Origin of the sequence: Streptomyces sp. NPDC088762 (assembly GCF_044750905.1) — a bacterium.
Taxonomy (GTDB): domain Bacteria; phylum Actinomycetota; class Actinomycetes; order Streptomycetales; family Streptomycetaceae; genus Streptomyces.
This window is the reverse complement of record NZ_JBIVKT010000005.1, coordinates 1-14,111: the sequence shown is the minus strand read 5'-3', so window position 1 is coordinate 14,111 and position 14,111 is coordinate 1. Positions and strand designations below refer to the sequence as shown.

Genomic DNA, 14,111 nt, shown 5'->3' with positions numbered 1-14,111 from the left:
CGGCCCCTTGATCATGCCGTCACACCGGACGGCTCACCGATCAGTTGTCGTACTCGTCCAGCGGCGGGCAGGAGCACACCAGGTTGCGGTCGCCGAACGCACCGTCGATGCGGCGCACCGGCGGCCAGTACTTCTCGGAGGCCGTGACCCCGCCCGGGAAGACGGCCTCGTCACGGGTGTAGGGGTGGTTCCACTCGCCGCCCAGCGCCGCCGCCGTGTGCGGGGCGCCGGCCAGCGGGTTGTCGTCCACCGGCCACTCGCCGGCCGCGACCCGGTCGATCTCGCCGCGGATGGCGATCATCGCGTCGCAGAACCGGTCGATCTCGGCGAGGTCCTCGGACTCCGTCGGCTCGATCATCAGGGTGCCTGCGACCGGGAAGGACATGGTCGGAGCGTGGAAGCCGTAGTCGATCAGGCGCTTGGCGATGTCGTCCACGCTCACGCCCGTCGCCTTCGACAGCGGGCGCAGGTCGATGATGCACTCGTGCGCGACCAGGTTGCCCGGGCCCGTGTAGAGCACCGGGTAGTGCGGCTCCAGGCGCTTGGCGATGTAGTTCGCGCCGAGCACCGCGACCTGGGTGGCGCGCTTGAGGCCCTCGCCACCCATGAGACGCACGTACGACCAGGAGATCGGCAGGATGCCCGCCGAACCCCACGGCGCCGCCGAGATCGGGCCGACGCCCGTCTCCGGACCGGCCGTCGGCTGGAGCGGGTGGTTCGGGAGGTACGGGGCGAGGTGCGCCCGGACACCGACCGGGCCGACGCCCGGACCGCCGCCGCCGTGCGGGATGCAGAAGGTCTTGTGCAGGTTCAGGTGCGAGACGTCGCCGCCGAAGTGACCCGGCTTGGCCAGGCCCACCAGGGCGTTGAGGTTGGCGCCGTCCACGTAGACCTGGCCGCCGGCGTCGTGCACCTGGGCGCAGATGTCGGCGACGTGCTCCTCGAACACACCGTGCGTGGAGGGGTAGGTGATCATCAGCACGGCGAGCTCGTCGCGGTACTGCTCGATCTTGGCGCGGAGGTCGGCCGCGTCCACCTCGCCGTCGTCGGCGGTCTTGACCACGACCACCTTCATGCCGGCCATCACGGCGCTGGCGGCGTTGGTGCCGTGCGCGGAGGACGGGATCAGGCAGACGGTGCGCTGCTCGTCGCCGTTGGCGCGGTGGTAGGCGCGGACGGCCAGCAGGCCCGCGAGCTCACCCTGCGAACCGGCGTTCGGCTGGATGGAGACCTTGTCGTAGCCGGTGACCTCGCAGAGACGTTCCTCCAGCTCGTTGATGAGCGTGAGGTACCCCTCGGCCTGCTCGACCGGGGCGAACGGGTGCAGCTGGCCGAACTCGGGCCAGGTCACCGGCTCCATCTCGGTGGTCGCGTTGAGCTTCATGGTGCAGGAGCCCAGCGGGATCATGCCGCGGTCCAGCGCGTAGTCCTTGTCCGAGAGCTTGCGCAGGTAGCGCAGCATGGCGGTCTCGGAGCGGTGCTGGTGGAAGACCGGGTGGGTCAGGTACGCGTCCGAGCGCAGCAGGCCCTCGGGAAGGGTGTCCGCCGTGGTCTCGTCGAGCGCCTCGATGTCGGCGCTCACGCCGAAGGCGGTCCAGACGGCCTCGATGTCGGCGCGCAGGGTGGTCTCGTCGCAGGAGACCGAGACGTGGTCGGCGTCGGCCTGGTACAGGTTGACCCCGCCCTCGCGGGCTGCGGCGACGACCTCCGCCGCACGGCCCGGCACACGGGCCGTGATCGTGTCGAAGTACGCGCCGTGGACGATCTCCACGCCGCCGGCCCGGAGACCCGCGGCGAGCAGGGCCGCGTAGCGGTGGGTCCGGCGGGCGATCGTCCGCAGGCCGTCCGGGCCGTGGTAGACGGCGTACATGGCGGCCATGACGGCCAGCAGCACCTGCGCGGTGCAGATGTTGCTGGTGGCCTTCTCGCGGCGGATGTGCTGCTCACGGGTCTGCAGCGCCAGGCGGTACGCCTTGTTGCCGTCCGCGTCCACGGAGACGCCGACGAGGCGGCCCGGCAGCGAGCGGGCGTGCTTGGCCTGGACGGCCATGTAGCCGGCGTGCGGTCCGCCGAAGCCCATCGGAACGCCGAAGCGCTGCGTGGTGCCCACCGCGATGTCCGCGCCCAGCTCGCCCGGGGAGGTCAGCAGGGTCAGGGCGAGCAGGTCGGCCGAGACGGTGACGATGGCACCGAGCCCGTGCGCCTGGTCGATCAGCGGCTTGATGTCCCGCACGGCACCGGAGGCACCCGGGTACTGGATCAGGACGCCGAAGACACCGCGCTCGGCGATCTCGGCCGGGATGCCCTCGCTCAGGTCGGCGACGACGACCTCGACACCGGTCGGCTCGGCGCGGGTCTCGATCACGGCGATGGTCTGCGGCAGCGCGTCGGCGTCGATCAGGAAGACACCGTCCTTGACCTTGCCCACGCGGCGGGCGAGGGACATGGCCTCGGCGGCCGCGGTGCCCTCGTCGAGCAGCGAGGCACCGGAGGTCGGCAGTCCGGTGAGGTCGGCGACGACGGTCTGGAAGTTCAGCAGCGCTTCGAGGCGGCCCTGCGAGATCTCGGGCTGGTAGGGCGTGTACGCCGTGTACCAGGCCGGGTTCTCCATGACGTTGCGGAGGATCACCGGCGGGGTGAAGGTCCCGTAGTAGCCGAGACCGATCATCGAGGAGAGGACCTGGTTGCGGTCGGCGAGCGAGCGCAGCTCGGCCAGCACCTCGGCCTCGGTGCGCGCCTCGGGCAGGTTCAGCGCTTCGGCGGTCTTGATGACGTCCGGCACCGCCGCGGCGGTCAGCTCGTCCAGCGAGCCGTAACCCACCTGGGCGAGCATCTTGGCCTGCGCTTCGGCATCCGGGCCGATGTGGCGCTGCTCGAAGGGGATGCCTCGCTCCAGCTGGGAGAGCGGAATGCGGTTGGCGGTCATGACGGAGGCCTCCTGGTCGTATGACCTGCGAGGGGCACCACGGCGCGGGCACCCGGACGGCCTCCCCCTCTGTCATCTCAACCTGAGAGTTTCACCGGGCCCCACGGGGAACACCCGTGCGGTCCGGCTTTCACCGTCGGTGAGGAGGGGAACCGGCACTGCGCCCGGTACCCGCCCCTGCTTTCCAGAGTGGCCTCGTCCGTGCGGTACGTATGCCTGAGAGATTCCGGGGAGGATTTGCTCCTTCGGCGCCTCCGTCACGCTCACTCGGAGGACTCTCCCGCACAGGGTCGACAGCCATCACCCAGCCTACCAGCGAGGATCTGGACGCTCCCCGAGTGGCCTGCTTTCCCGATATGCACTTCTGTAGTGCTTACGGAGGAGTTGCGACCATTTGGAGGGACCGTGCAGACCGACATCGATCCGCGCAGCCTGATCGGCCGCAAGGCGTTCGACCGCAACGGCACCAAGATCGGCACCGTCGACGAGGTCTACCTCGACGATGCCACGGGCGTCCCGGAATGGGCCGCCGTCCGCACGGGCCTGTTCAGCCGGGACGCCTTCGTGCCGCTGGAGCCCAGCGAGCTCGTGGGCGACACCCTCCGGGTGCCCTTCGACCGCTCCTTGATCAAGGACGCCCCGGACTTCGGCGTCGGCCGCCACCTCTCCCCCGAACAGGAGCTCCAGCTCTACCACCACTACGGCCTCGACGTGACCCTCCCGACGGACTTCCAGCGCGACTTCGGCCACCTGGCGGGCGACGACACGACCTGACGGCACCACCTAGGGAAGGTCCGGCTTCGCGTCCCCCACCAGCGGCAGCGGATCGGACGGCTCGAGGTCGGGGTCCTCCACCCGGAAGGTCCGCACCCGGCCGGGCGGCGATCCGGGCTCCTCGAACCGTACGGTCACCCGCCCGACCCCGCTGCCCTGCACCCACCCGGGGCCGTACACCGCATGCCGTACGTCGCTCCCGGCCGGCCAGCGCCGCTCGGGCGCCGGCTCGGACGCGCCGGGCCCCCCTGGGCGGCTCTCCGGCCCCGCGGCCTGCCCCGGTGCCGCCGGCGCGCCCCCGCCTGGGCCGGCGGTGCCCCCGCCCGGCTCCGGGCCCTGGGCCCCTTCGCCTTCCCGTTCCCCGTCCTCCACGGCTGCCGTCCCGGTGCCCGGCGTCTCCGCGGCCAGCGCCTGCGCGAACAGGTCCTCCTGGGTGTAGTCCGCCAGCCCGGTCACCCCCACCCCCAGCAGCCGCACCCCGCCCGTGGTGTCCACGCCCTCCAGCAGCCGCGCGGCGGCCTCCCGCACCACCGCCGGATCGTCCGTGGGCCCCCGCAGGGTCTCCGACCTCGTCAAGGTGGAGAAGTCGTACCGCCGCACCTTGAGCACGATGGTGCGCCCCGAATGCCCGGACCCCCTCAGCCGCTGCACGCACCTGTCGGCGAGCCGCTGCACCTCACCCCGGATCCGCACCCGGTCGTGCAGGTCCACGTCGAAGGTGTCCTCCACCGACACCGACTTCGCGTCCCGCTCCGCGACCACCGGCCGGTCGTCCAGCCCCAGCGCCATCCGGTACAGGCCCACACCGTGCGAGCGCCCCAGCATCCGGACCAGCTCGTCCTCGCCGGCCTCCGCCAGTTCCCCCACCGTGGTGATCCCGGCGCGGCGCAGGTGCTCGCCGGTGGCCGGCCCCACGCCGGGCAGGGTGCGCACCGACATGGGTGCGAGGAGCTCCCGCTCGGTGCCCGGTTCGATCAGCAGCAGCCCGGCCGGCTTGGCCTCCTCCGACGCCACCTTGGCCAGCATCTTCGACCCGGCCAGTCCCACCGACCCGCTGAGCCCCGTGGCCGCCCGGATGTCCGCCCGCAGCCGCTCCCCGGTCGCCCGGGCCGTCTTCGAGTCGAAGGCCGTCCCGCCGGCCTCCAGGTCCACGAAGGCCTCGTCGAGGCTGAGCGGCTCCACGAGCGGCGACAGCTCCCGCAGGAGGGCCATCACCACGTCGCTGACCTCGCGGTAGAGGGTGAAGCGCGGAATCAGATACGCGCCGTTCGGGCAGAGCCGCCGTGCCTGCGCCATCGGCATCGCCGAATGCACGCCGAAGCGCCTGGCCTCGTAGGAGGCGGTGGCGACGACCCCCCGCGGCCCGAGACCGCCGACGATGACCGCCTTCCCGCGCAGGCTGGGCTTCGACGCCTGCTCGACGGAGGCGTAGAAGGCATCCATGTCCAGATGCAGGATGGTCGGCGCGGCTCTCACACCCCGATGCTGCCCTACGCCACTGACAACGCGGTGATCTTTGGCCCTCGGACGGCCCGCCCGGCTCTGACGGCCCGGCTAGGACGCCCCGGGTCCCACGGCCCCCCGGGTCAGACGGCCCGGTTGCGCCGTGCGGCCAGCTCGTCGGCCGGGTTGTGCCCGACCAGGGTTTCGCCGGTGTCCACGCGCTCCCCGTGCAGCTGCGAGAGCGCGCTCTCGACGTCGCGCCAGACCACGCCCACGGCGATGCCGAAGACGCCCTGGCCGCCCTGCAGGAGGCTCACGACCTGGTCCGGCGAGGTGCACTCGTACACAGTGGCGCCGTCACTCATCAGCGTCATCCGCTCGAGGTCCGAGAACCCGCGGTCGCGCAGGTGCTGCACGGCGGTACGGATGTTCTGGAGCGCCACCCCGGTGTCCAGGAAGCGCTTGACGATCTTGAGGACCACGACGTCGCGGAAGCTGTACAGCCGCTGCGTGCCCGAACCGTAGGCCGGACGCACGCTCGGCTCCACCAGCCCGGTACGCGCCCAGTAGTCGAGCTGCCGGTACGTGATGCCGGCCGCGGCACACGCCGTCGGCCCGCGGTAGCCGATCTGCTCGGGCGCCGGGTCGCCGCCCACCGGTCCGACCGGCGTCGACTCCGGCTGACGGCGCGCGGACCCGGCCGCGCTGCCGTGCAGCGGGTACGGTCCACCGTCACTCCGTACGGGGATGCCCCCGGTCGTACCGTCGCCCGTGATCCTCACGCCGACCCTCCGTCCTTGACCTGCCACCTTGAAGGTAGGCAGTCACCAGGGGTGCGTCAACGATCGCCACACTCGGCACGCCGAGTGATAATCACCCTGAGAGTGGTTTCCCGTATCCGTCTGCGGGGAAAGGCTACTTGAATGGCCTGAAACTTCCCCGTGGGCGACACGAGCGACGCGGCCGGCGCCTACTGTTGCGGGCCGGTCCCGAAGTCCTCGGGCGAGATCTGGTCGAGGAACTCGCGGAACTTCTCCACTTCGTCCTCCTGCTCGTCGGGAATGGCAATCCCGGCGTCGTCGAGCACGCCGTCACTGCCGTAGATCGGGGTCCCCGTGCGCAGGGCCAGCGCTATGGCGTCGGAAGGCCGCGCGCTCACCTCGACCCCGCTGGCGAAGACGAGCTCCGCGTAGAAGACGCCCTCCCGCAGATCCGTGATCCGGACCTCGGTGAGCTCCTCTCCGATCGCCTCCAGCACGTCCTTGAACAGGTCGTGCGTCAGCGGCCGGGCAGGGGCCATCCCCTGCTGCGCGAAGGCAATGGCAGTAGCCTCCCCTGGACCGATCCAGATGGGGAGGTACCGGTCGCCTCCCACTTCACGCAGGAGCACGATCGGTTGGTTGGAGGGCATTTCCACCCGGACACCCACAACGTCGAGCTCATTCACACAGTAACCCTAGGACCTGCTCGGCCGGTTTGGGTAGTCGGGGCCCCCTCCATCACGGTAGGCGCACCCCGAGGGCCGTCTGCACGAGCGCTTCGTGCAGCCTTACGGACAGCCCCGCGAGCTCTTTCATGGTCGCCTCGGCATGGGCCCTGGTCTGCGGGTTGCGGTGCCGCCTCAGCGGCGCCACGACCTGCTCCACCAGGCCCGCCTCCCGGTCCGCGGCGGCCTTCATCGCCCGCAGGTGGCGCGGCTCCAGCCCGAACCGCCCCAGATCGGCCACCAGCCGGGCCACGGTGACCGCCTCGGCGTCGAATCCGCCGCCCGGAGCCTCGGCGAGCAGCCCGTACGACTCCCACTCGACCAGCTGGACCTCGTCCACCCCGGCGGCCGCGAGCAGCTCGGCCCGGCCCACGCGGGCCACGGTGGGCCGCTCCCGGCCCACCTCGCCGTAGACGGCCGCGGGGCTCGCGGGATCGATGGAATCCCCGTGCGCGGTGGGCGCCGGGATACGGATCTGCTCCCCGCGCGCGAGGGCGTCGAGCTGCTCGCGGATGACCTTCAGCGGGAGGTAGTGATCACGCTGGAGCCGCAGGATGCAGGCCAGCCGCTCCACGTCCTCGGTGCTGAACTTGCGGTATCCGGAGGGTGTGCGCCGGGGCTCGACGAGCCCCTCCGCCTCAAGGAAACGGATCTTCGAGATCGTGACTTCGGGGAACTCGTCACGCAGCGTGGTGAGCACCGTGCCGATGCTCACCAGCCGCCCGGCCGAGCCGCCGGTGCCGTTGTTCGGGGCACCGCCGGTGGGGGTACGCAGCATGGGACCTTCCCTCTCGGGGTCCCCCGGACTCGAGTCCGGGGGAGGGTCAGACGCCCCGCAGGCTCGCGTAGAAGACCAGCCGGTATTTGCCGATCTGCACCTCGTCGCCGTTGTGCAGGGCGACGGAGTCGATCGGTTCACGGTTCACATACGTGCCGTTGAGGCTGCCGACGTCGGAGACGGTGAAGCCGCCCTCCTGGCTCCTGCGGAATTCGACATGGCGCCGGGAGACGGTGACGTCGTCCAGGAAGATGTCGCTCTGCGGGTGCCGGCCCGCCGTGGTCAGCTCTCCGTCCAGCAGGAAGCGGCTACCGGAGTTGGGGCCGCGCCGCACGATGAGCAGGGCGGAACCCGGGGGCAGCGCCTCCACCGCGGCCTGGGCCTCGGGGGACAGCGAGGACGACACGTGCTGTTGTCCCGACACCTCGGCCTCGTAGGCCTCCAGGCCCGAGATCGAGATGGTGGACGTGGTCTCCGAGGCACGCTCCGGCGTCAGACCCGCCCGCAGCGGCGCCCCGCAGTTGGAGCAGAACCGGCTGGCCGCATCGCTGCGGTGTCCGCACCTGCTGCAAACCTGCTCGGCCGACATGGACGGCTCCTCGCGCCGCGGCTGCCCCGCGGAGGCATTGGTGGCATACGGGTCGGGAGCAAACCCTCCACCCGTAGTTGAGGTTGATGGTTCACCGAAACCTATGCGTCCGGTACCGGCAGGGTCAACAGACGACGCGCCGTACGCGCCCGAATGGTCACCCCCGCCCGCCACCTCGTCGCGGAAGAGCGGCCGGTCGCCCTGCCCCTCCACGTCACCGTGACCGGCGCGGTGACGTGCCGCACCGCTTTCCTCACGGTTCTTCTTGCCGAACAACTTCTCAAACAACTTCACGGGCGATTCCCCTTGACCGAAACAGACCCGCCCGTGGGGCAGGACGAACTCCGAATGCACACACCTGCCGACCCGGACATTCTCACAACGTCCGTAACCACCAGACAGTTTCCACCACGCACCGCGACTTCGGTGCGCCGACCCCCCGCAGGCATCCGCCCGCGTGAGCCGGTCCACTCTCCGCTCCGCGTCCTCACGATGACGACCGAGCGTAGTCAGGCTGCTTCGCAGCCCGCAAGGCATCCACAACGATCTTCGCCGACCGTGTGACGGCGACCGTGGCCTGTTCCTTCTCCAGCGTCTGGACGACACCGCCGGGGATGTTGAGCGCCGGCTCCAGATCCTGCGCCTTGCCGATCACCCTGAACTCGTAAGGCTGTGTGATCTTCTTACCGTCGATCCCGACCCCGTCACCCTCGTCCGAGAAGTACGAGCCCGCCACGATGCGCACGCCGTTGATCTGGATCGCCTCGGCCCCGGCCGCCCGCAGCTCCTGAAGCGTGTCCAGCAGCTGGTCGGACCGCACCTGGCCCTTGGGATCGGTGATCTTCAGCGTGATGCCCGGGCCCTGCGCTGCCACCGTACCGGCCAGGATGCCGAGTTGGCGCTCCTTCTCCACGGTCTGCCTGCGGGCCTCCTCGGCCTGGTTGGAGCTGCTCTCCAGCTCCTTGCGCTGGTCCTCCAGCCGCTGCTTCTCGTCCTCCAGGCGCTTGGTCCGCCCGTCGAGCTCGTCGAGGATCCGTACGAGGTCCTCCTGACGGGCCCCGCGCAGGGCGCTGGAGTCGCTGTTCGACCGGACCTGGATGGCCAGCCCCAGGCCCAGGACGAACAGCAGCACCGCGACGATCAGTTGGGCCCGGCTCACCCGCGGCGGCCACAACCCGGCCGCGAGCCGCTGCCGGCCGGTCTGCTCGGGCGGCTCCGGCACGCCGGCCGGCGGTGCGGCGGGCCCGGCCGGACCGGGCGGGACCGGCGGGACCGGCGGAACGGGCGCCCCGGCGCCTTCCGGCCCCTCGGAACGCTCAGGACGCTCGGGCGGGGTGTCGCTCGTACTCATCGGCCTCACGCCCGGAACACGTGCCGGCGGATGGCCGCGGCGTTGGAGAAGATGCGGATGCCGAGGACCACGACCACGCCCGTGGACAGCTGCGAGCCCACGCCCAGCTTGTCACCGAGGAACACGATCAGCGCGGCCACGACCACGTTCGACAGGAACGACACCACGAAGACCTTGTCCACGAAGATGCCGTCCAGCATCGCGCGCAGACCGCCGAACACCGCGTCCAGCGCCGCGACCACGGCGATCGGCAGATAAGGCTCCACCACGGCCGGCACTTCGGGCCGGACCAGAAGTCCGACCACCACTCCGGCCACGAGGCCCAGTACCGCGATCACGATGCACCCTTCTGCTGCTCTGCTGCTGTAGCTGTACGTACGGTCAGACTCGACGCGGCCGGCAGCCGCACCTCGTCCGCGGCGGACAGGGTGTAGCGGATGCCGTAGCTCTCCTGGAGAACGTGCAGGTACTGGCCGTCCGCCGAGTCCTGGAAGGCGGTACCGAGCCGCTTCTTGTCCCCCACCGCCAGCACCTCGTACGGCGGCACCAGCGGCCTGTTGTCGACCAGTATCGCGTCACCCGCGGCCCGGATCGCCGACAGCGCCGTCAGCCGCTGCCCGTTGATGGAGACGGCTTCCGCCCCGGACTGCCACAGCCCGTTGACGATCTTCTGCATGTCGCGGTCGCGGAGCCGGCCGGTGTCCGAGAAGCCGGCGCTCTCACGCGGACCGCCACCGTCCCCCGAGGAGGCGCCCTTCGCGTCGTCCACGACCAGCTTGATCCCGGGACCGCGGACCTCCGTGGCACCGGCCAGCAGTGCCACGAGATCGGCCTGGCCCCCGCCGGGCTGCTTGAGCGCGGCCCGCTGCCGGTCGGCGACGTTCGTCCGCAGGCGCTCGATGTCCCGCTCCAGACCCTTCGCCCGCTCGTCGGCCCGCTCCACGCGGTCGATCAGTTCCTGGCGCTCCTTGGCCAGCACCGGCGCGGCCACCCGCGCCTCGGCGGCGCCGAGCGTGACGACCATGGCGGCGAGCACGAGACCGGCGGCGAGGGCCAGTTTGGCCTTGAGGGTGCGGGGCAGTCCCGCCGTGCCCTCAGCCTCACGCCGGGCCGCGGCCTGCGCGTAGCCCTCGTCGAGACCGTGGTCCATCACGTGCGTCAGCAGCGACATGGAGGCGTCCGGGCGCGCGGGCGCGGGGGGCGCCGAACTGCGGTCGTGGGGCGGCTGCGACATGCCGCACATCGTCGCATGTCGGCGCCGCACACACCGAATGCACCCGTCCGGCCGGCCGGGCCCCGGGGCTTCCGGGTGCCCGGCCGGCCGGACTCGGGTCCTGCGTTGCTCAGCTGCCGGCCGTCAGTGCCCGGCGCCGTCCACCACGGCCGCCCACTCGTCGAGCAGGGCCTGCGCCGAGGTGTCGTCGGGCCCTTCGGCCCACAGGTGGGTGACCGCCTCCGCCGGGTCGGGCAGGACCAGCGCCCAGCGTCCGTCGGCCTCCACGACCCGCACCCCGTCGGTGGTGTCCACCGTCCGGTCGCCGGCCGCCTCGACGACCCGCCGCATCACGAGCCCCTTCACCGCCCACGGTGTCGGCACGTCCCGCTTGAGCACGTGGGCCCGCGGAATGCGGGCGTCGATCTGGCTCAGCGTGAGCTGGGTCCGCGCCACGAGCCCGAGCAGCTGCACGAAGGCCGCCGACCCGTCGAAGACGCTGCTGAACTCGGGAACGATGAACCCGCCCCGGCCGTCTCCACCGAAGATGGTGTTCTCCGCCCGGCCCACCCGCGTCAGGTCGTCGGGCGAGGTCGTCGTCCACTCCACCTGCGTGCCGTGATAGGCCGCCACCTGCTCGGCGACCCGCGTCGTGGTCACCGGAAGCGCGACCTTGCCGCTCCGCTTCTCCGCGGCCACCAGGTCGAGCAGCACCAGCAGCGCCCGGTCGTCCTCGATGATCCGCCCGCGCTCGTCGACCAGGGAGATCCGCTCCCCCACCGGGTCGAAGCGCACGCCGAAGGCCGCCCGGGCCGAGGCCACGATTTCCCCGAGCCGCACCAGCCCGGCCCGCCGGGACTCGATGCTCTCCGTCGGCCGGGACTCGTCGAGCCCGGGATTGATCGTCAGCGCGTCCACGCCGAGCCGGCCGAGCAGGCTCGGGAGCACCAGACCGGCGCTGCCGTTGGAGGCGTCCACGACGACCTTGAGCCCCGCGTCGCCGATCCCGGTGGTATCCACGCGCCGCAGCAGCGAGCCCGTGTAGGAGTCGAAGACGCTGGAGGGGAACTGCAGGTCGCCGATCTCGCCGGGGAAGGCGCGCCGGTACTCCTGACGTGCGTACACACGGTCCAGCTTGCGCTGCCCCGCCTGCGAGAGGTCCGCGCCCCGCTCGTCCAGGAACATGATGTCCACCGAGTCGGGCACCCCGGGCGAGGTCCGCAGCATGATGCCGCCGGCGCTGCCCCGCGCGGTCTGCTGCCGCGCCACGGGCAGCGGGACGTTCTCCAGGTCCCGTACGTCGATCGCGCTGGCCTGGAGCGCGGAGATCACGGCCCGCTTCAGGGCTCTGGCGCCTCGCGAGTGGTCGCGGGCCGTGGTGACGATCGCCCCCTTCTTCAGGGTCGTCGCATAGGCGCCGGCGAGCCGTACCACCAGCTCCGGGGTGATCTCCACGTTGAGGATTCCGGTGACGCCGCGGGCTCCGAACAGATGGGCCTGTCCGCGGGACTCCCAGATCACCGAGGTGTTGACGAAGGCGCCGGCCTCGATGGTCTTGAAGGGGTAGACCCGTACGTTCCCCTGGACGATCGATTCCTCACCGACGAGGCATTCGTCGCCGATGACGGCGCCGTCCTCGATCCGCGCGGCCCGCATGATGTCGGTGTTCTTCCCGATGACGCAGCCGCGGAGGTTGCTGTGGGGCCCGATGTACACGTTGTCGTGGACGACGGCCCTGTGCAGGAAGGCGCCGCTCTTGACGACGACGTTCGACCCGACGACGGTGTGCTCGCGGATCTCCGCCCCCGCCTCGACCTTGGCGTAGTCCCCGATGTAGAGGGGGCCTCGGAGCTCGGCGTCCGGGCTGACCTCGGCTCCTTCGGCGATCCAGACGCCGGGGGAGATCTCGAAGCCGTCCATGTCGACCTCTACCTTGCCCTCGAGCACGTCGGCCTGGGCCTTGACGTAGCTCTCGTGCGTGCCGACGTCCTCCCAGTAGCCCTCGGCGACGTAGCCGTAGATCGGCCGGCCTTCCTTCATCAGCTGCGGGAAGACGTCTCCGGACCAGTCCACCGACACGTCGGCGTCGACGTAGTCGAAGATTTCCGGCTCCATGACGTAGATGCCGGTGTTGATGGTGTCCGAGAAGACCTGGCCCCAGGTCGGCTTCTCCAGGAACCGCTCGACCTTTCCTTCCTCGTCCACGATCGTGATGCCGAATTCCAGCGGGTTCGGCACCCGGGTCAGGCAAACCGTGACCAGGCCGCCCTTCTCCTTGTGGAAACGGATCAGATCGGTGAGGTCGAAGTCGGTGAGGGCATCGCCGGAGATGACGAGGAACGTGTCGTCCTTCAAGGCCTCCTCGGCATTCTTCACGCTGCCGGCGGTGCCGAGTGGCTTCTCCTCATTGGCATAGGTGAGCTCCATTCCGAGCTCTTCGCCATCTCCGAAGTAGTTCTTGACGAGCGACGCCAGGAACTGCACGGTGACCACGGTCTCATTGAGCCCATGCCGCTTGAGCAGCCTGAGCACGTGCTCCATGATCGGCCGGTTGGCCACCGGCAGGAGCGGCTTGGGCATGCTCGAGGTCATGGGGCGAAGGCGTGTGCCCTCGCCACCGGCCATCACGACGGCCTTCATGTCGGAAGAGTCCTCCTTGAGAGACGACGGTCGGGCCGACCTCACCCGCGTCTCCGGCGGTGACTCCGCAAGCCTTCCGCGTCATCCGGCGCCCGGCGGGCTCAATCGGCCGTGGCGTCCGCCTTCACCAGACGGCGGACTTGGACCACGTAAAGGATTCCTGCCCACCAATAGAGGGTTGTACCCCATCCGGCGAACGCCCATCCGAAAACTGAGCCCATCCAGGCCAACCAACCCGTGCCGTCACTGAGCAGCAGCAAGGGGAACGCGTACATCAGGTTGAAGGTGGCGGCCTTGCCGAGGAAGTTGACCTGCGGCGGCGGATAGCCGTGACGGCGCAGGATCCACACCATGACCAGCAACATCAGTTCACGCGCCAGCAGCGCCCCGGTGAGCCACAGGGGCAGAATCTCGCGATAGGTGAGGCCGAAGAGCGTCGAGAGGATGTACAGCCGGTCCGCCGCGGGATCCAGCAGCCGGCCGAGGTTGCTGATCTGATTCCAGCGGCGTGCGAGTTTCCCGTCGAGGTAGTCGCTGACCCCGCTGAGCATGAGGACGGCCAGGGCCCACCCGTCGTGCTCCGCCAGGATCAGCCACAGGAACACGGGCACGCCGACGAGGCGAGCCATGCTCAGGATGTTGGGAATGGTGAAAATTCGGTCAGTCTGAACCCGAGTCTCCTGGACCTCCACCCGGGGGCCTCCACTGTGACTGTAGAAAAGTAGAACGATGCCCCATGACCCTACAGGAGACCGCGTGGGTGCCCGGAACGCAGAAAAGCCCCGCACCGAACCCCGAAGGATTTGGTGCGGGGCCTCCCGCAATGATTGTTCGGCGGCGTCCTACTCTCCCACAGGGTCCCCCCTGCAGTACCATCGGCGCTGAAAGGCTTAGCTTCCGGGTTCGGAATG

General features: G+C 70.4%; 12 protein-coding genes, 1 rRNA gene and 1 riboswitch. Of the genes, 1 reads left to right on the top strand and 12 read right to left on the bottom strand.

Annotated features, from left to right (window positions below):
* Positions 1-40: 40 nt before the first annotated feature.
* Complete coding sequence (gcvP, locus tag ACIP5M_RS14270; RefSeq protein WP_401196376.1) at positions 41-2,926, bottom strand: aminomethyl-transferring glycine dehydrogenase; 2,886 nt, start codon at positions 2,924-2,926, stop codon at positions 41-43.
* Positions 2,927-3,120: 194 nt separating this feature from the next.
* A riboswitch (glycine riboswitch) is annotated at positions 3,121-3,219 on the bottom strand.
* A 112-nt stretch (positions 3,220-3,331) separates the two neighbouring features.
* Between gcvP and ACIP5M_RS14265 the strand changes: the two genes are divergently transcribed.
* Positions 3,332-3,700 (top strand): PRC-barrel domain-containing protein, encoded by a 369-nt coding sequence (locus ACIP5M_RS14265; RefSeq protein WP_401196374.1) that lies wholly within the window; start codon positions 3,332-3,334, stop codon positions 3,698-3,700.
* A 9-nt stretch (positions 3,701-3,709) separates the two neighbouring features.
* Here ACIP5M_RS14265 and ACIP5M_RS14260 read toward each other — a convergent pair whose 3' ends face one another.
* From ACIP5M_RS14260 to rrf, 11 genes are all read right to left on the bottom strand, one after another.
* Positions 3,710-5,176: a DNA polymerase IV gene (locus tag ACIP5M_RS14260; RefSeq protein WP_401196372.1), complete on the bottom strand. Its 1,467-nt coding sequence runs from the start codon at positions 5,174-5,176 to the stop codon at positions 3,710-3,712.
* Between the two features lie 110 nt (positions 5,177-5,286).
* Positions 5,287-5,925 (bottom strand): MerR family transcriptional regulator, encoded by a 639-nt coding sequence (locus ACIP5M_RS14255; RefSeq protein ID WP_401196369.1) that lies wholly within the window; start codon positions 5,923-5,925, stop codon positions 5,287-5,289.
* A 188-nt stretch (positions 5,926-6,113) separates the two neighbouring features.
* Positions 6,114-6,590: a bifunctional nuclease family protein gene (locus tag ACIP5M_RS14250; protein WP_382643066.1), complete on the bottom strand. Its 477-nt coding sequence runs from the start codon at positions 6,588-6,590 to the stop codon at positions 6,114-6,116.
* Between the two features lie 52 nt (positions 6,591-6,642).
* Positions 6,643-7,407, bottom strand: coding sequence for a MerR family transcriptional regulator (locus tag ACIP5M_RS14245; protein WP_401196366.1), 765 nt, complete (start codon positions 7,405-7,407; stop codon positions 6,643-6,645).
* Between the two features lie 46 nt (positions 7,408-7,453).
* Positions 7,454-8,398 carry an FHA domain-containing protein gene (locus ACIP5M_RS14240; protein ID WP_401197178.1) on the bottom strand — a complete coding sequence of 315 codons (945 nt, stop codon included), beginning with the start codon at positions 8,396-8,398 and terminating at the stop codon, positions 7,454-7,456.
* 85 nt (positions 8,399-8,483) lie between these two features.
* A complete protein-coding gene (locus ACIP5M_RS14235) occupies positions 8,484-9,347 on the bottom strand; it encodes a DUF881 domain-containing protein (RefSeq protein WP_401196363.1) in 864 nt (287 codons plus the stop codon).
* Positions 9,348-9,352: 5 nt separating this feature from the next.
* The gene (locus tag ACIP5M_RS14230; RefSeq protein WP_030158423.1) at positions 9,353-9,685 is read right to left on the bottom strand and encodes a small basic family protein; all 333 of its coding nucleotides are present in this window, start codon (positions 9,683-9,685) and stop codon (positions 9,353-9,355) included.
* Positions 9,682-10,590 (bottom strand): DUF881 domain-containing protein, encoded by a 909-nt coding sequence (locus ACIP5M_RS14225; protein WP_401197175.1) that lies wholly within the window; start codon positions 10,588-10,590, stop codon positions 9,682-9,684. The genes ACIP5M_RS14230 and ACIP5M_RS14225 overlap by 4 nt, the downstream gene beginning before the upstream one ends.
* Before the next feature lie 114 nt (positions 10,591-10,704).
* Complete coding sequence (locus ACIP5M_RS14220) at positions 10,705-13,200, bottom strand: sugar phosphate nucleotidyltransferase (protein WP_401196360.1); 2,496 nt, start codon at positions 13,198-13,200, stop codon at positions 10,705-10,707.
* 101 nt (positions 13,201-13,301) lie between these two features.
* On the bottom strand, positions 13,302-13,892 hold the full coding sequence (locus tag ACIP5M_RS14215; protein ID WP_401196357.1) for a CDP-alcohol phosphatidyltransferase family protein: 591 nt from the start codon (positions 13,890-13,892) through the stop codon (positions 13,302-13,304).
* Between the two features lie 137 nt (positions 13,893-14,029).
* Positions 14,030-14,111, bottom strand: a 5S ribosomal RNA gene (gene rrf, locus ACIP5M_RS14210); the annotation flags it as partial.

What these genes read in the sequence shown, in the direction of transcription:
- gcvP (WP_401196376.1), bottom strand. Translation starts at nt 2,926, where the DNA reads ATGACCGCCAACCGCATTCCGCTCTCCCAGCTGGAGCGAGGCATCCCC.
- ACIP5M_RS14245 (WP_401196366.1), bottom strand. Translation starts at nt 7,407, where the DNA reads ATGCTGCGTACCCCCACCGGCGGTGCCCCGAACAACGGCACCGGCGGC.
- ACIP5M_RS14235 (WP_401196363.1), bottom strand. Translation starts at nt 9,347, where the DNA reads ATGAGTACGAGCGACACCCCGCCCGAGCGTCCTGAGCGTTCCGAGGGG.
- ACIP5M_RS14225 (WP_401197175.1), bottom strand. Translation starts at nt 10,590, where the DNA reads ATGTGCGGCATGTCGCAGCCGCCCCACGACCGCAGTTCGGCGCCCCCC.
- ACIP5M_RS14220 (WP_401196360.1), bottom strand. Translation starts at nt 13,200, where the DNA reads ATGAAGGCCGTCGTGATGGCCGGTGGCGAGGGCACACGCCTTCGCCCC.